Below are 17570 nucleotides of genomic sequence, written 5' to 3'. Positions count from 1 at the left end.
AACTTATGTAAGAACCAATATTGTTGGAAAAACACTATTTAACCGCATCTCCATTACCACTTCCCGTAGCTGTCTTTATTATATACTTAAAGTAGTCTCTTAGATTAAGTGTGTCGATCATCTGTTTATCAACCTTTGCTAACAGTTCAGGTGTCGACATATCAATATTTTGAACTTGCGCTAAACCTGTAATACCGGGCAGTACATCGTAAACACCACGCGTATCACGCTCAACAATCAACTTCTGCTGATTAAATAAGTTAGGGCGAGGGCCAACTAGGCTCATTTCACCTTTTAATACATTGATCAGCTGTGGAAGCTCATCTATCTTTGTTTTACGTAAAAAGGCGCCAAACTTCGTGATTGACGCTGCACTAGCAAGGTGGCTTGCAACAGATTTAGTTTCAACAGACATTGTTCTAAATTTGATTAGCTTGAAAGGCTTCTTATTACGTCCTACGCGCTCTTGAACAAAAATTGGATAGCCTGTATCAAAAAAACCCAATAAAGTTACAAATATAAATATCGGCCAAAGTAATAGTAACCCCAGCAAAGCCGCAAAAAAATCTAACATTCGCATCATCAAGTTTATCCTATTACTTTAGTTTTTTTGTTTAGACACAACAATTTCAAGGAATCCTTCTTCTATACTTTGGGGAGGAGCCCAATCAAGCATATTTTTATTTTTAGAAATGTCAACATGAAGCGAGCCAACAAGTCTATTTACTATGTCTGACTTTCCAAGCATTTTCCCTACCAAAGTAAATAACCATATTGGAACTGGCACTTGCCATACTCTTTTACCCATACTCTGCCCCATTAAACGAACCATTTCTAACGTTGATAGGTCCTTTCCGTCTGAAACAAGAAAAACTTGATTAACAGCTCTAGGGTGCTCGATACAGGTAAAAATTAGATCGACTAAGTTACGCACAGAAACAAAACTACGCTTGTTATGCTTGATGCAACCAAACGGGAGGGGAATACCTCTTTCGACTAACTTGAGTAAAGCAGAAAAATTGGCCTTAACACCTGGCCCATACACTAATGTGGGTCGTATTATAACCACCTCTAGACCTGTGGCCTCAGCCAGCTTTAGCAGCTCAACCTCAGCTTCCGATTTAGATCGCCCATAATCATCTTCTGGTAAACGATTATCAAATACAGAAAAAGGTGCACAAGGCTGTGTCGACTCACCGTTGACTTTAATGGAACTTATAAAAATGAACCTCTTAACACCATTTTTAAATGCATGTTCAGCCAATCGAATAGTTGAGTCAACATTAGACTCCTTGTATAAGCTATACTTGGATTCAGAAGTATCATTCATGGCATGAACACGTGCCGCAGTATGTATTACAACCTCAGCATTTACAAATGCTGAGGTTGTAATAACTTCATCATGTAAGTCATACTCATAGTACTTTCCTTGAAACCCAACGGGTTTAGACCGCCCTAATATTACTGGCAAATATCTATCTGGCAATGATTGAAGTAAATACTTGCCCACAAAGCCGGTTGCTCCGGTAATTACGACTTTCAATAGCGCTTCTCTCTTACTCTATTTGTTAGTAGTTAACTTTATTACTCTTGGGACGAAAAATTAATTGCTTCACGTTCAATGACAACTTCTCCACCACGAACTTGTCGATGGATAGTGACTACATACTCTCCCAGAATACCAAAGTAAGTAAGCTGAACACCAAAAAGGAAAAACAAACCAACGATAAGAGTTGTGACTCCTTTTGGGGCATTGATATTACCAGACAGCGCAAGAAACAACACAAAAAGACCATACAGGAAACATGAAAGAGATATACCCATACCAATAATAATACTTAATCTTAAAGGTAAAGACGAAAATGAAAAGAAACCATTTAAAGCTTGGTCAAGCAAATTAAACAAAGAAAGCCGAGACTTACCTTTTTCTCTTTTTTTCCAATGATATGGTACGATGACCCTCTTAAAACCTACAGATGCTATCATCCCTCTAAGAAAGGGGTATTTGTCATCATATTGGAGAACTGCATTCGCTACTTTTCTGTCGATCAGTTGGAACTCACCAACTTTTTCTGGAACATCAAAGTCTGAGAAAGACTGGAGCATTTTATAGAAAATAGCTCTAGTTTTTTCCATAAGCCAAGACTCTTCACGAGTTTTTCTTGCACCTGCTACTATTTCATAGCCACTTTGCCACAACTGAACAAATTCAGGGATAAGTTCAGGTGGATCCTGTAGATCAACAGGTAAAAACGTCAATACGGCATCTCCACTAGAGCGAGACAAACCGTTATACATTGATCGAAAAGGGCCGAAGTTTCTGGAGTTGACTATGACCTTAATCCGAGAGTCTTCACGAGCTAGATCTTTCAATTTCTGAACGGTTGAATCTGTTGACGCATTATCACTAAAAATATGCTCATAATCATAATCAACCAACTCTTCTTCAAAGAGTTTTCGAATTTTAAACACACATTTAATAATAAGTTCTTCTTCATTGAAACAAGGAGTAACAATTGATATTTTTTTCTTAGCCATATTTATCTACATACTTTAAAAAGTTTATTAAAACAAAAATACGATATCACAGCCATAGGCATTATTAATATTAGTTGAGAAAAAATCGGGTTATCAATAGATCGTTCAAGTATTGTTAGTAAAACCAAATTTAAAAAATACAAAAACAAATAAATAAAAACAAATGGAAAAAACTTAGATTTAGAAACATTTCCGAAAACTAACGTTCCAGTCGTGAAAAAATTAAAGCTCGCCCCAATGATAAAAGAAAACAATAATGCAAGAGAATTATAAAGCCCAAGGCCTATACACATAATAAACACAAGATAACCAAAAATAGTATTCAACATACCAACAAATAGAAACTTAACAGGCTTTTTGGCAACCCTAAAATCCTTAGGCATCTTTTGAACTCTTTCTCCAAGCATCTATAACCCCTTCATGAAAGTTTATACTTTGTGGACTGTCATGACCAAGAACAGCTTTTTGGTAAAATATCTTCAGAGCGTCTACTCGAGGGTCTCTTATCCCTTTTTTAGGAATAACTCCAAATGGACTTGGTTCAACATATACAGGGTAGCCGTCAACCTTCAATTTAAATAAAGTAGCTTCAGATAATTTAAATTTACCTGAAAACATATCACTTGTTAAGGTTATGCATTCATTCGATATATCAATAGAATATGGCGATTCTGGCTTTAATCTTTTAAATAGTGCTATAAGGTGAACAAAATAAAACGATAGAATGCCCCCACCAGATTTTTCATTATGCTTCCAAGAACTTGGGTTGTTGACCTGACAGTGAAACCACTCTATATCTATATGTTTATTTTCACTAACAGCCTTATATAATTCATAAAACCAATCACAATATTCAAACAAATAAGGAATTGACCATCTTTCGTATTTATTAACTATAGGCAAAAGTCTACAAGCTGACTCTGGCGAGTTGCCTAATGGTTTCTCGATCACAATATTTCTAGAAAATCCATTATCAAGTAAAGTATTTAATAATTTAACATTGTCATTCGGCCTGCGTGCTAAACATACCAGATCAATATCTTCAACATTTTTTTCTGGCTCAGCAACGTAAACAATATTAGCTAAATATGGTTTTAGTTCAATTCTAGACAAAACCACTGACTTATAATCAAGCGGAAAATGCACCCTACAGCCTAGCTCAGAAAGAGCTACAGCATGGCCATAGAGTCCAAAGCCTCTGCCAAAAACAAGAGACTTGATCATCACTGCTTAATCCAAGCCTTAATTATTTTCCCTTTATACCCTTTCGAACGCATATAATGAGTAATCTCATCATGAATATGCCACGCCATATTAATTAATACAGGAGAATCTATACGATTGGCAAAAAATTCATTTTCATTTCGAATTGATATCGTCGTCCCTGGAATATAATTACCAATTTTGGGAGAAAGAGGTTTCTCATACGTAACATCGATCAATTTATCCGTAATACCAAAACGGTTGATGGTAATCGCAGCTCTGCCAGGAAATGCTTTTGCAGGTAATGGGCCATACTTTTTCGCTAAAATTTCAAGTTCTTCCATGAATTGTTCTGTGCCAGCTTGAATTATGGGCTCTAAAGATAAAAGATTGTCAAAGTCAGCTTTTTCATTAAGAGCTGGGAGTTCTATATTTTTTGAACTCCCCATAAAAATGCGAATATTTCCACTATAGCGTTCAGGAAATTCTACTTTCTCGATACTCAGTCCCAACTTACTAGCGATATACCTAAAAGATGTTAATGAGTAAGTCCGAGGATGTTCATGGTAAAACGTATCAAACTGCTGTAGTTTTGAAACAGCACCCATATAATGATTTTCAATAACAAGCTTAGTGTTTTTCCCAATAAGCAATTTCAAATTAGTCAGCAGTAAGTTTAAATTATTTATATGTGCAAAAACATTAGTAAAGGTAATAATATCAGGTTTATCATTTTTTTCGAGGAATGCTTCTACTGCCTCGTCATCAAAATACCCCTGATACTTCCAATAAACTGAGGAATTAATATCTTTAAACGCATCAGTTGGCTCAATCCCACATGTCACTGCACCTTCTCCAGAGAATATCGAAAGCAAACTACCATCGTTACACCCCACATCTAACACCGTCAAGCCAGATAAATTACCTATATGATTTTGTGTACTATTAACTAACTCTTTCATTCCATCGATAACATCTGCAGTCAGAGACGAACGGTAGTGATAGCTTTTAGGGAACAATAGCTCTCTCTCAACTTGTACCGCTTGATGAAAAGTAAAGCAAGTTGGACAAGCAAGAATTTCTAATGGGTAGGATCTGGGTTTTAATGGACTTCCTACAGGGACCAAGTCGTCGCACATTGGTTGTGAACCGAGGTCTAAAGCAGAAATTAGATTGTTGCTTCCGCATACTTCACAATTAGTAATTCGTCTCATTTCACTTCTCTTTCAGTTTTATCTATTTGCCTTTCAAATAGCGCAATATCATCATCACATAACTGGATAGCATTACTACCCTCGTGCAGTAACTTATACCAGTTAATAGTTCTGCCTACGGTTGTCTTAAAATTCCAGATTGGCCTCCAGTTAAGTTCAGCTGCAGCCTTAGAAATAGATAATGATAGTTTGTTCGCTTCATGCCTTTGAACTATTTGTGTCTCTAACTCTAACTTTCCAGGCCAAACAGAAAAAGCTATGTTTACCAAGTTCAAGACTGAAGTACATGATTCTTCACTAGGCCCAAAGTTAAATGAACTACCACTTGGTACTTTATCATCTTGCAACATTTGAGCTAAGGTCAAATAACCCTTTAAAGGTTCGAGAACGTGCTGCCATGGCCTTGTTGAATAGGGATTTCTCAACTTCAATGATCTGCAATTAATATTTGACTGAATCAGGTCAGGAACAATTCTGTCATTTGCCCAATCCCCTCCTCCTATAACATTTCCAGATCTTGCTGTAGCCATCCTAATATGCTTGTAGTTTTTGGCGAAAAACGAACTATTCCAACTATTAGCTAAAATTTCCTTTGCAGCCTTGCTAGCGGAATACGGATCATGTCCTCCTAACCTATCAATCTCACGATATGGGTAATCCCACTCTCTATTTTCATAAACCTTATCTGATGTGACAAGAACTATGGAGAGTTTAGCAACACTAAGGCTCTTTACAGCTTCAAGTAAATTAGCCGTACCAACTAAATTTGTCGACCAAGTTTCAAGAGGGTCGTCATAACTAGACCTAACCAAAGCTTGTGCAGCAAGATGAAATATGAACTCAGGTTTAAAACTATTCAACGAATTAGAGAGAGAATTAAAATCTCGTATATCCGCGAAAGTCTGATCGTCATTTCCAAAGTTTTTTAGTAAACCGTGCAAGATACACTCTTCTATCTGGGGTTTTGAATAGCCATGAACAACGGCCCCTTTCCTTTTCAACCAATGGCATAACCAAGACCCTTTAAAACCGGTATGTCCTGTGACAAAAACCCGCTTTCCTTTCCAATAGTCATTGCTTTTCATTACGTTATTTTCCAAGGCGCATTTCCAGAGTCCCACAATTCCTCAAGATAATTTTTATCACGCAAAGTATCCATCGCCGCCCAAAAACCGTTATGCCTACGCGCTTTTAATTGTCCCATCTTAGTTAACTCAAGCATTGGTTCTCTTTCCCAGATTGTTTGGTCACTTTCAATAAGGGAGAAAACTTCAGGTTCGCAAACAAAAAAGCCGCCGTTAATCCACCTATGGTCACCTACAGGCTTTTCTTCAAAGACTTTGACTGAATTATCTTCTATTTCTAGTGCACCAAACCTAGCACCTGGTTGTACTGAAGTTAATGTCACAAGGCCTTTCTCTCGTTTATGGAAGCTTAACAATTCAGTTAAATCTACATCCGAAACACCATCTCCGTAGGTCAAAAAAAATGTAGAGTCAATATACTCTGAGATGCGTTTAATACGTCCGCCAGTTTGAGTTTGCTCTCCCGTATCTATAAGCGTAACCTTCCAAGGTTCAGAATTTTTTTTGTGCGTTGTTATAGAGTTCTCAGCCAAGTCGATCGTTACATCCGAGCGATGTAGAGCATAATTTGCAAAATACTCTTTTATTACGTACCCTTTATACCCACAACATACAATGAAATCAGTTATGCCATGGGAGTAATACGTATTCATAATATGCCAAAGGATTGGTCGCCCACCAATCTCAATCATTGGTTTGGGCTTTAAGTGAGTCTCTTCGGCAATTCGGGTTCCTAACCCACCAGCTAAAATCACTGCCTTCATTTCACCATCCTATTAGAATTCAATACATTGCGGAGAGCATTTTTATTAAACATTCAAAATATACCTGATAAGCTTCTACGTGTTGCAATCCAAAATATCAAAACTATCATTATATAAACTACTGATTATAACAAAGGTTTTATTGGTATCATAGCAAAGTCTCTTTTTATTAACTTCACTTATTCTTAAGCTCATATTTTCTTCAGTAAATCGAGAATAACCATACCCATTTTTCAAATTTGTTATTCCGTGGTAGAGAGGAACTCCTGTAACCGAGTAGATCAGCAAACCTCTTGCCCATGGTTCTACGTTATAATGAACCAGCTCACTCTCAAAGGCTTCCTTTGTCACCAATAACAAGGTATTGCTTGCGTTTAGTTTTTTGACTTCCAAGAGGGCGACCAAGTTTTTGTTTAAAACTTTCAATTGGGCAGTTTCTACAGCAGAACTTTTATTCTTCAAAATAAGCAAGTCATCTAGAGATTTACTTCCCCCCACCCTTTCCAATAAAAAAAGCGAAGTAAGAGAAACTATAGACACACCAAATAAAACCATAGCTTTATCAAACAGATTATATTCATCAATATCATAAAATACAGTCTGAACCAATAATACTAAAATTAGTAACATTAGTGATGAGTTGAAGTAAAAAACATCAGTAACATTTAGACCAAGAGGTAAAACTGATAAAGAAAATATAAACAGCGATACAAAAAAGAATGACACAGAAAGCTTAAACATTAAGATCTTCTGCCTTAAAGCCGAAAACAACAGAAGACACAGAAGCATACAATATATAAGGGTTTGTGTTTTGAAAAAAAACAACTCTTCTCCAGATATAAAATCCACTGGAGATAGTAAAGCTTTAATAGGGTTATGTACCATCAAATAACTATAAGCATTAGAGAATAAAACACTAGCATCAAAGTTTGAATTCAAATTACTAGGTGCACTTGAGTCGAAAGTTCGAAACATATACCACTGAAAGAAAATGATCAGCAACCAGATACTCCCCCAGAAGTAGATTTTCGTATTCCTAAAGTTTGTAGAAAGAGAATAGACACCTATAAAGCTAAGAAAAACAAAGCCAGAAGACACTTTAGCTAATACTAGAGCAAGCCCAACAATAGTAAGCACGAGATAATCAACGTTACTCCAACACTCCTCTTTAACCAATACTGAAAAAATCTTACTGGATAACAAAATAAAAAACAGGCTAGGATAAAACAAAGAGTGCGAACCTACAACATGCCAAGTATATAAAATAGCCGGAGATATAATTAAAGACAAAACTATTAGAAGATTCCTTTCCTTAATTGTTCGAATTAGAAATAACTGTACAGATGCAACTAATACAATCATCTTCATCGACATAATTAATGCGTAATCTTCGAAAGGGTCTAGACTTAATATTAAACTTAGCCCTGCATCAAAGTAATGGGACAAATAATGATAATGAATATATTGATTACCATCTTGGCCAATACTTGTGTAGCCAAAATTCATAATACTCTTAATTAACGCAATATGGAATAACGTATCATGATGTAGTTTTCCCCCAGCCTCTAAAGATTCATATGGGAAAGCATTAAAGTAAGGGAGGAAATCATTGGGAAATGTCGCCAAAAGTGCGATGCTAATAATTACCAACAATACAGAATTTACTATTGCTTTACAATAAAGCTCACTATCATAGTGTAGCTGTTCACGATGAGCCACGAACATTAGTAAAAAAGAAAACATTGATAACTTCAAGCTAGAGTAAAAATCAAAAAAATACCCAAGTGATAAAAATGATAAAAAAAACACTAGTAATAAATAGACAAATGAGATATTTTTGTTTTCTAATGACATTATTTACTCTTCAATTATTGTTAAAAAATTTCACCCGAATCCAACTTCGAAGTGCGATACTGTCTAATATTAAGCGGCCATTAGTATTTCTTTAGAAATAACAGTAGACTGTTTGAACCCTAAATAATTCTTAGGATAGTTATTAAGCATTGATTGAGCAAACTCAATATCGTCATCCGTTACCACTCTCAAGTCCGTTCCTTGCTTCATATAATTCCTCAACAAACCATTGGCGCTTTTGCACCCCAGAGCTAAACATTTAGACAAAATACCATTGGCATCCAGCGCTTCTGCAGCCCCTGATGACCTGTAAAGTCTCTGCTACTGTCCTCGGTAATCGTGTTTAGGTAATCCCTTTATAGAATTAGTATTTTAATTGCCACACTCGTCACTCAATTTGCCTGATTTGAAGGTACTAACCAATAGAACAGCTTTTTTCGGTCCAAGGCGAACAGTATAACACCAGTGCTGTGCCAGTCGATTTCCCAATCTTCAAATCATTCTCGCCCATCGGCACTCCGTTACACGGCGACATTCCACCTTTAAGCAATTTCAGAGATTGAAAATGCTTGTTCCAAAAGAGTAAAAATCTAATATCTCTTACCATCAACCAACTGTTGATAACTCATGGCGGCACTGCTTGTTTCTTGCCGAGAAGAGAGTACCTCTTTCAGCAGTTGGCTTCCTCTTTTCAAGAATACCGTACTCATTATATGGAATCGAGGGTAACTTCATTAATCTAAAGCCAATTATTTACTTGTATATATCGATTTTTCGATGGTTTTTTCAAGCTGCTTAGCTGCAGATTGAACAGAAAAATGTTCTTTAAGCACGTTATGTGCCTTTTCTCCAAATTCGAGACGTAGCTTCTCTTGATTCAAGAGTACTTTAGCTGCACGAATTAGTTTATCATCTTCACCATTAACAAATACGAAACCAGCACCTGTATCTCGAATAAAGTAAATCAGATCATTGCCTCCGTTTACGCTCCCAAGGATGGGTAGCGACTGAACCATATAACCCAGTAGTTTTCCAGGAAAGTTGTGAGCCTTGTGAGTTTTAGCCAAAGAAAACAATCCAATATCAACTTGAGTTAAAACCTCTTTGTACTGGTTCTGGCTTATTGAGGGCAATATAGTCACATTGTCTAGCCCTTCCGCTTCTTTCACATCATGGACCAGATTTACCTCGTCGCCTTGTCCAATAAATAGAAAATGAGCTTCGGGATAAGGCTTCATTCCTTTGGCTAATCTCAATAAATTCCTCATATCTTGAGCATGACCAATATTCCCACCGTAAAAGAAAATGATTTTTTCTTGCAGCTGGCACTGATTACGAACATCTATTTCGTTGGTTGAGAATGAGATTGGCTTTACATCAGACCAATTTTTTAAGACTTGTAGGTTTTTATATCTTGGATTAAGTTCAGAAAAATAATCAACATTCGCTTGAGACATCAAACCTATACAGTCAGATGCTTTATAGTTTATATGTTCAAATAAACGGAAGTATTTTGTGATCGGTGACAATTCTGACACGAGGCCTTCATCCACTATCCATTGGGGAAACATATCCCTTAAAATCAGATAGTTATAAGTGCCATGCCGCTTTTTAAACCACCATAGTAATGGACCAAAAAAAATCGTTGGAGAATAGTTTATACAAGCATCAAACGCATTTTTGGAGGCCATCTTCTTGAGCGCCCAAAAAGCACTCAAGGATAACAGTGATTCACTAATTACTCTTTGAATCTTTCCTTTCCCCCTCATAGGAGGGTTTTTAAATCTCCAAACTTCTACTCCATCAAAGAAATCAATGACTAAACGTCTATCTTGTCGACCATGACTAGGAGTTATCACTACTGGTTCATGACCTAAACGTTTCAACTCTAAGGCTAGCTCATGAAACATCTTAGCATGAACCAGAGTACTGTTCGGTAGGTAATCATCTGGAAGCAAAGCAATTCGCACGATTTAATATTCCTTCCAAACAACTCGCTTAACATAGTCGGTATAAGAATGGATAATCCTAACAATCTTGTCAGAGACGTTAGGCATTGAGTAATCATAAACTTGGCAGAGTAGTCGCTCTTCTCCTGCTGGTTGAGACTCAAGCACTTGCAATGCTTGCATAACTCTCTCAACACCTAGTCCTACCATCATTACTGATGCTTCCTCCATTCCCTCTGGTCTCTCATGAGCTTCACGCAGATTCAATGCAGGAAAGTTCATGATGGACGATTCTTCATTGATTGTGCCGCTATCAGATAGGACCGCTTTGGCGTTTTTCTGTAAATGGTTATAGTCGTGAAAACCTAAGGGCTTTAAAAGTCGAATTTTAGGGTGGAAGTCTAGGCCTTGAGCTTCAATCCTATTTCGTGTTCTTGGGTGTGTAGACACTATCACTGGCATGTCATGTTGCTCAGCAACTGTGTTCAACGTTTCAGCTAATTTTTCTAGCTGCTTAGGAGAATCTACATTTTCTTCTCGGTGAGCACTGACCACAAAAAACTGCTTTCTAGTAAGTCCAAGTCGAGAAAGAACATCTGATGAATCAATTTGCATCATATAATGATTGAGTACTTCAAACATTGGGCTACCCGTTTTGATTACACGATCAGCTGGTAAGCCTTCTGCTAGCAAGTAGTCTCTAGCGATAGAACTGTAGGTCAAATTGATATCAGCAGTATGGTCAACAATTCGTCGGTTTGTCTCTTCTGGTACTCTTTGATCGAAACATCGGTTACCCGCTTCCATATGAAAGATCGGTATTTTACGTCGCTTCGCTGGTAAAGCTGATATACATGAGTTGGTATCACCCAGAACCAACATTGCTTCTGGGTTAACTTGCTCTAAAACCTGATCCACTTTGATGATCACCTGCCCAATCGTTTCTGCTGCGTTTTTACCAGCAGCGTTCAGAAAGTAGTCAGGCTTTCTTACACCTAAATCATTAAAGAAAACTTCGTTCAGTTCGAAATCATAGTTTTGTCCCGTGTGCACCAAAATATGCTCACAATGTTCATCGAGCTTCGCAAAAACCCTGGAAAGGCGAATTATTTCTGGACGTGTTCCAACCACCGACATTACTTTCATTTTTTTCATTTTAACTTTTCTCAAGTTCTGACAGTGGATAGGTAAAGGTATCAGGAAGATCACGGTCGAAAATTTCATTTGCCCACAGTATAACTATCATCTCTTCTTCACCAATGTTGGTGATATCGTGAGACCAGCCTGGAACAGTTTCAACAATTTTCAAATCACGGCTATCGGTGCAAATTTCGTACTGCTCAGCAGTCACTATATGCTTAAACTTAAACCGTGCGTTACCTTTTACAACTAGGAACTTCTCATTTTTACTGTGGTGATAGTGTCCACCTCGGGTCACACCTGGGTGGGCAGTAAAGAATGACATCTGGCCCGCTTGTTTTGTTTTCAGAATTTCACTGAAAATGCCTCTCTCATCAGCATAACGGGGTATTGAGTAACTAAACTGGTCGGGTATCATATAACTTAGGTATGTAGAGTAAAGAGCTCTGGGCAATCCTACTCCTACATCCTCTGTTGTCAGATTGTGTCGGCTTGCTTTAAACGCACGTAAAAGATCAGCAACTTCACCAACTGTTGTAGGATAAGTGGGAGTCACCTCCTGATAACCAGACTGATCCTCATCTTCTATAAGTGAAATTAAACTACGGCAAACATCATCAATGTAAACTAGTCTTACTGGTGCGCTAGAGTCATTAACTGTCACTGCAATATCATTTAGAATGTTGTAGCAGAAAGTAGCAACAAAAGAGTTGTAGTTTGGTCGACACCATTTACCAAACACATTAGGTAAACGATAAATATAGTACGCGGATCCAGTTGTAGATCCATAATTTTCTACAAGTTGTTCCGCAGCACGCTTGCTTTGACCATAAGGGTTATTTTGTTCGACCTGAATAGATGAACTCACGACTAAAGGGACTTTTCGTTGCGATTCGGCTAGTATCTCTGTCACGAACTGTGTCAAGTCTTCGTTGCCTTGTTGAAACTCTATATCGTCTTTGGGACGATTAACTCCCGCCAAATGATAAACAAAGTCAGCTGAGGCCAATTGCTTTGCAAGATGTTCACGACTAGTTTCACGATCAACTTCAACGAGATCAGAGTACCCATTTTCTCTGAGCATCACACAAAGGTTTTTGCCTATAAAGCCTTTCGCCCCAGTAACGACGATTTTCATTTACACGCCCCCAGGTACATTGACACTTCCTGCTTCAATATCTCTGATAAAATCCAGTTTATGCAATAACCCGATCATACCTTCAACATTCAACCGTTCCGTATTATGAGAGTTGTAATCTTCAACCAAAGAAAGATCTTTATCGCCATCTTCATGATACTTAGAGTAATTAAGATCTCTGTTATCTGAAGGAATACGATAGTAGTCACCCTGATCTACAGCAACAAACATTTCTTCACGACTACAAAGTGCTTCATAAAGCTTTTCACCATGACGGGTACCAATGATGTTAACCAAATGATCTGGTTTGCTTGTAATTTTTAGCAAAGCTTTTACCAACACCTCAATCGTTGCTGCTGGTGCCTTCTGTACAAAAATGTCTCCATTTTCCCCATATTGGAACGCATGCAGAACCAAATTTACAGCATCATCTAGCGTCATCATGAAGCGAGTCATATTGGGGTCTGTAATTGTAATTGGATCACCACCCATGATCTGTCTAAGGAACAGGGGAATGACCGAGCCTCTTGAGGCCATAACATTACCATAGCGAGTACCACAAATAACGGTATTAGTTTCATCAAGGTTCCTTGATTTCGCTACCATTACTTTTTCCATCATGGCCTTAGAAATACCCATCGCATTGATAGGATAGACAGCTTTGTCTGTACTTAGACACACAACTCTAGACACTTGGTTAGTAATTGCGGCTTCTAACACATTCTCTGTACCTTGGATATTCGTATTTACAGCTTCCATCGGGTAAAACTCACAAGATGGAACTTGTTTGAGAGCCGCCGCATGAAAAATATAATCAACCCCACGAGTCGCGTTTAAGACACTGTGGTAGTCACGAACATCACCGATATAAAACTTAAGTTTAGGATGCTGGTATTGCTTGCGCATATCATCTTGCTTTTTCTCATCGCGAGAAAAAATGCGAATTTCTTTAATATCTGTATCTAAAAATCTTTTTAATACAGCGTTGCCAAATGAGCCTGTTCCACCTGTGATTAATAATATTTTGTTGTTGAACACCGTTTAACTCCGTTATCGCCTAAATTGAAACTTGCTTGCTTAAATTGGCTTTCTCTTGTTTAGTTGGGTAACTAATCAGAACCGCTCTGTATTTTCCTTTAAAGACAAACAAACTACCTGCTGCAACACCAACAACACCACATTCTTGAACCAGTTTCTCTAGGTCAGGCATACTGCCAGCTCCCCCAAGGAAAGTAACAGGAATATGCATTTGTTCTTTGATTTTCTTTGACAGTTCTAGATCATACCCTGTCATCATGCCATCTAAATCGACAGAATTAATAACAAGCTCACCAGCCCCATGTTCTTCTACTGTTTTTGCCAACGCAAATATATCAACTTTATGAACTTGAGTAGCATTATGCGTAACAACTTGATAACCATTAGAAAAAATACCTTTTTTCTTTTGCACATCAGCAACAATTACAACACTTTGGCTACCAATGCTACCCGATATTTCACCAATTAAGTTGGGATTTGCAATCACAGCAGAGCTTAATGCCACTTTCTCTACACCAAGATCAATTATGCGAGAAGCTTGAGCTGCTGTTTTGATGCCACCACCATAACAGAGCGGCATCCTACACTCGGCAGCTAACTTAGCAATGAGATCATAGTCGGGTTCTGCTCCATTTGTGGTGGCATCAATATCAATCACCATTAACTCGTCGGATTCTTTCTCATTAAAAATCTTAACTGCATTAATTGGGTCACCAACATATTTTGGAGAACCAAATTTTTGAGTTTTAACAAGCCCACCTTGGTGGATTAAAAGACAAGGGATAACTCGTGGTCTTAACATAGCCCTATAGCTCCGAAAAATTCTTAAGAATAGTTTCACCGAATTGATGGCTTTTTTCTGGATGGCACTGTATACCGTAAACGTTCCCAGAACTTACGATACAGTCAAAATTCAATCCATAACTTGCCTTAGCTAAGCTATTTTCTTCATTATCACAGTCAAAAAAGTATGAATGTAAAAAATAGAATTCCGGGTCATCAGGAAATTCGTTGAAAAGTGGCGATGACTGAGAAAAATCCACCGTATTCCAACCCATGTGAGGCATAGGTAAACCTTCGCTTAGGGGACAATTACGAAAAGATCGAACTCGACCGGGAATCCAATTTAAACCAGTTAAAACCCCTTCTTCACTGCTGGTCGCTAACATTTGCATTCCCACACAAATACCGAGAACAGGAACCTTTTTAATTTGAACAAGTTCTTCTACTTTTTCTCGTAACCCAGACTCTGAGAAGCGGGCCATAGCATAGTCGAATGAACCAACCCCAGGTAATATAAGATGCGTAACACCCACTAAATCTTCTATACAGCGAGCTCTCTTACAGGGTAGCCCAAGCCGTTTATACACATTTAGAAACGCTTGAATATTACCGACTCCGTAATCGATGATATGTACCACTAAAAGTTCCTCTTTTCATTACCCAATTTCCGCAGCAACGATGCACCAAATTGGATAAGCCAACGCTTGTTTTTGTAGTCTCGGTAAGTTTTCTTGGGTGCATCAAATAATACTTGTAGCTCGTCAACTGTTAGATCTAACTTATGTGCTACATATTCGAACTCTCTTGCCAAAAAGTGCTCATCCATTTCAGGCTTTGCAATTCTCTCTAAAGCAGCTTCTCGGGTCATTTGTCCAGTATGAATCAAACTCGAAAAATGGGCACGGCGTTTTTGAAAACCAAAACGTCTCGGTAGCCAGTAGTCTTCGTAAAAACGAGTAAAGCGCGACTCGTGATGCTTGTGCTGGAACTTTTCCCAACCAAACTTGCCATTAAGCTCCTGTTCTGCCTCTCCTTTAATAAAAGACACTAGGTTCAGAGGGTAATGCACTTTCATACCTGGATAAATTTTATATAACACTTTGTATAACAAGATATCTACAAGCGGAAAATCAGTAAGCTTTGTTTTGCTACCGAATTTGCTATGGATATCATTAAATAGTGTCGAGTCAACGCCCAAATATCCACCCCATTCTTCTGGCTCACGGCAACATTCAGTAGAAAAATTTGAGCCTGTTAATATATGCTTAACTTTGTGCTTTCGAGCAAAACGGTACAGTCCAGAAAAAAATGCGGCGTCTTGAACTAAATCCTGATCTGGTATTCCTGCCTTTAAAAAAGCGACTTGAAGATCTTTAATTTCTTGCCAATTAACTACCTCAGTGAAGAGTTCGACATTTAACCCTTTGATAAGTTTTTCAATATTCCCAACAGCCTGATCGGTGTTCCAACCTGCGTCAACATGGAATAACAATGGCCTAAGTCCCATAACCTCTTTAGCTATGTATGCTGCATAAGAACTATCTAGACCTCCAGACAATCCGATAATACAATCAAAGTCCTTTCCTATACCGTCTTTCTTGATCACCTCCGCCATATTCATCAACTGCTTAAAGCCACGCTCATCGGTATGCCAACTCGGATATATTACAGTTTCAAAGTTATTACAATGACTACAAACACCTTCTTCATCAAAAGAAATGCTTGGATCTGATGTATCCATGATACATCTACTACATATCTGATAGCTCATTATTTAATCTCGTTTTCGAATCCTAATTGAGAGAAAAGTGGTGAAGGTTATCAAAACAAACAACGACCACCCATTGGCCATACCTATAACGCTGTATATCGGCGAAAATAGCATATTAACAGCTATAAATGTGAACCACAATTTATGGCTGATAGTACAGTTTCCCAGCTTGCTAGTTAAATAGCCGAAAAACAAACCAATAACAGCTCCAGATATTAAACCACCAAAATATCCAAAATCTATGTAAAGAGCACCTGGAAAAGTCAGATATACTCCACTCTGCAAGATCGACTCACTCCCAACTTGGAAAAGGCTACTTCCTGTAATAAAATCTACTATTCGAGCTATAATGTAGAAATTATAACCTCCTAAAAGATGAGGCGAATATGACAATTGAAAATAATCATCCAAATATGTAAATGAATGAGTGATATAAAACGAAAGATAAACCAATACTGAATATATCGGTTGATAAACTGATGACATAAAATCGATTCGATAAATTGATATGTCATACTCTCTTTCCAAATAGTCCAACATGCGGCTTACATCTAAGCCTTGGACCTCAAATCTCTCCAAAAATATATTCAATGAGTACACGATCCCTAGAAAAACGACTAGTGACATCAATATAAGTTTAATTCTATTTTTTGAAATTTTATTATGTTTATTAAAAAAAACAAACTTAACAAGTAGGCAGTAAAGTAGACTGATAAAAAATGCATTTCTTCCTCCAGATAAAAACATAGCCAAAAAACCCAAAAAAACTAGAACTATGCTAGCCATTTTCATTTTTCTGCTTCTATAAGGAACAAACATACAAATAGACATAAAAAGAGGAGGAATACCAGAAAGAAATACATTAAACATGCCGATGATAGAATCTCTAGGCCCAGTTAGGTGCTCTAACTCTCGTTGCTCGACTATTCCATCTAAAGTAGCATTCTTTACGATAAAAAAATCAAAGTAGGCGAAAAATACATATACTAACATTAGAAACAAGAAAATAGACCTGATTTGAAAAATCAGTCCTCTATTCGACCAAATATAGCGTTCATGATCTGAATAAGATCCATCACTCTGAATAAAGAAA

18 protein-coding genes are annotated in these 17570 nt (G+C 37.6%); all 18 read right to left on the bottom strand.

Annotation, left to right across the window (positions count from 1 at the left end; genetic code table 11):
- Positions 1–34: 34 nt before the first annotated feature.
- The 18 genes from OCV27_RS00975 to OCV27_RS00895 all read right to left on the bottom strand — a co-directional run bounded on the left by OCV27_RS00975 (position 35) and on the right by OCV27_RS00895 (position 17470).
- Positions 35–583 carry a sugar transferase gene (locus OCV27_RS00975; protein ID WP_125322906.1) on the bottom strand — a complete coding sequence of 183 codons (549 nt, stop codon included), beginning with the start codon at positions 581–583 and terminating at the stop codon, positions 35–37.
- Between the two features lie 18 nt (positions 584–601).
- A complete protein-coding gene (locus OCV27_RS00970) occupies positions 602–1543 on the bottom strand; it encodes a UDP-glucose 4-epimerase family protein (protein WP_125322905.1) in 942 nt (313 codons plus the stop codon).
- 41 nt (positions 1544–1584) lie between these two features.
- On the bottom strand, positions 1585–2538 hold the full coding sequence (locus OCV27_RS00965) for a glycosyltransferase family 2 protein (protein ID WP_125322904.1): 954 nt from the start codon (positions 2536–2538) through the stop codon (positions 1585–1587).
- Positions 2539–2540: 2 nt separating this feature from the next.
- Entirely contained in the window at positions 2541–2831 is a 291-nt protein-coding gene (locus OCV27_RS20840) for a GtrA family protein (protein WP_420919478.1), read from the bottom strand.
- A gap of 82 nt (positions 2832–2913) precedes the next feature.
- Positions 2914–3765, bottom strand: coding sequence for a Gfo/Idh/MocA family oxidoreductase (locus OCV27_RS00960; protein WP_337969261.1), 852 nt, complete (start codon positions 3763–3765; stop codon positions 2914–2916).
- Entirely contained in the window at positions 3762–4955 is a 1194-nt protein-coding gene (locus tag OCV27_RS00955; protein ID WP_337969260.1) for a class I SAM-dependent methyltransferase, read from the bottom strand. Before OCV27_RS00955 ends, OCV27_RS00960 begins: the two co-directional genes overlap by 4 nt.
- Positions 4952–6040: a CDP-glucose 4,6-dehydratase gene (gene rfbG, locus OCV27_RS00950; RefSeq protein WP_125323451.1), complete on the bottom strand. Its 1089-nt coding sequence runs from the start codon at positions 6038–6040 to the stop codon at positions 4952–4954. Before rfbG ends, OCV27_RS00955 begins: the two co-directional genes overlap by 4 nt.
- The gene (gene rfbF / locus OCV27_RS00945; protein ID WP_125323450.1) at positions 6040–6804 is read right to left on the bottom strand and encodes a glucose-1-phosphate cytidylyltransferase; all 765 of its coding nucleotides are present in this window, start codon (positions 6802–6804) and stop codon (positions 6040–6042) included. The genes rfbG and rfbF overlap by 1 nt, the downstream gene beginning before the upstream one ends.
- 75 nt (positions 6805–6879) lie before the next feature.
- Positions 6880–8658: a hypothetical protein gene (locus tag OCV27_RS00940; protein WP_337969259.1), complete on the bottom strand. Its 1779-nt coding sequence runs from the start codon at positions 8656–8658 to the stop codon at positions 6880–6882.
- 69 nt (positions 8659–8727) lie between these two features.
- Entirely contained in the window at positions 8728–8868 is a 141-nt protein-coding gene (locus tag OCV27_RS00935; protein WP_185759839.1) for a hypothetical protein, read from the bottom strand.
- 539 nt (positions 8869–9407) lie between these two features.
- Complete coding sequence (locus tag OCV27_RS00930; protein ID WP_125323126.1) at positions 9408–10628, bottom strand: glycosyltransferase family 4 protein; 1221 nt, start codon at positions 10626–10628, stop codon at positions 9408–9410.
- A 3-nt stretch (positions 10629–10631) separates the two neighbouring features.
- A complete protein-coding gene (gene wecB, locus OCV27_RS00925; protein WP_125323125.1) occupies positions 10632–11762 on the bottom strand; it encodes a non-hydrolyzing UDP-N-acetylglucosamine 2-epimerase in 1131 nt (376 codons plus the stop codon).
- A 1-nt stretch (position 11763) separates the two neighbouring features.
- Positions 11764–12885: a UDP-2-acetamido-2,6-beta-L-arabino-hexul-4-ose reductase gene (gene wbjC, locus OCV27_RS00920; protein ID WP_125323124.1), complete on the bottom strand. Its 1122-nt coding sequence runs from the start codon at positions 12883–12885 to the stop codon at positions 11764–11766.
- Positions 12886–13923 carry a polysaccharide biosynthesis protein gene (locus OCV27_RS00915; protein ID WP_125323123.1) on the bottom strand — a complete coding sequence of 346 codons (1038 nt, stop codon included), beginning with the start codon at positions 13921–13923 and terminating at the stop codon, positions 12886–12888.
- Between the two features lie 19 nt (positions 13924–13942).
- The gene (locus tag OCV27_RS00910; RefSeq protein ID WP_125323122.1) at positions 13943–14725 is read right to left on the bottom strand and encodes an AglZ/HisF2 family acetamidino modification protein; all 783 of its coding nucleotides are present in this window, start codon (positions 14723–14725) and stop codon (positions 13943–13945) included.
- 4 nt (positions 14726–14729) lie between these two features.
- The gene (gene hisH, locus OCV27_RS00905) at positions 14730–15344 is read right to left on the bottom strand and encodes an imidazole glycerol phosphate synthase subunit HisH (RefSeq protein WP_125323121.1); all 615 of its coding nucleotides are present in this window, start codon (positions 15342–15344) and stop codon (positions 14730–14732) included.
- Complete coding sequence (locus OCV27_RS00900; protein ID WP_245986852.1) at positions 15344–16447, bottom strand: N-acetyl sugar amidotransferase; 1104 nt, start codon at positions 16445–16447, stop codon at positions 15344–15346. Before OCV27_RS00900 ends, hisH begins: the two co-directional genes overlap by 1 nt.
- 33 nt (positions 16448–16480) lie before the next feature.
- A complete protein-coding gene (locus OCV27_RS00895) occupies positions 16481–17470 on the bottom strand; it encodes an O-antigen polymerase (protein WP_337969258.1) in 990 nt (329 codons plus the stop codon).
- Positions 17471–17570: the final 100 nt, after the last annotated feature.

This window comes from Vibrio pectenicida, from assembly GCA_024347015.1.
GTDB classification, from domain to species: domain Bacteria; phylum Pseudomonadota; class Gammaproteobacteria; order Enterobacterales; family Vibrionaceae; genus Vibrio; species Vibrio pectenicida.
The sequence above is the reverse complement of the archived record's forward strand: the minus strand, read 5'-3'. Positions and strand labels throughout refer to the sequence as shown.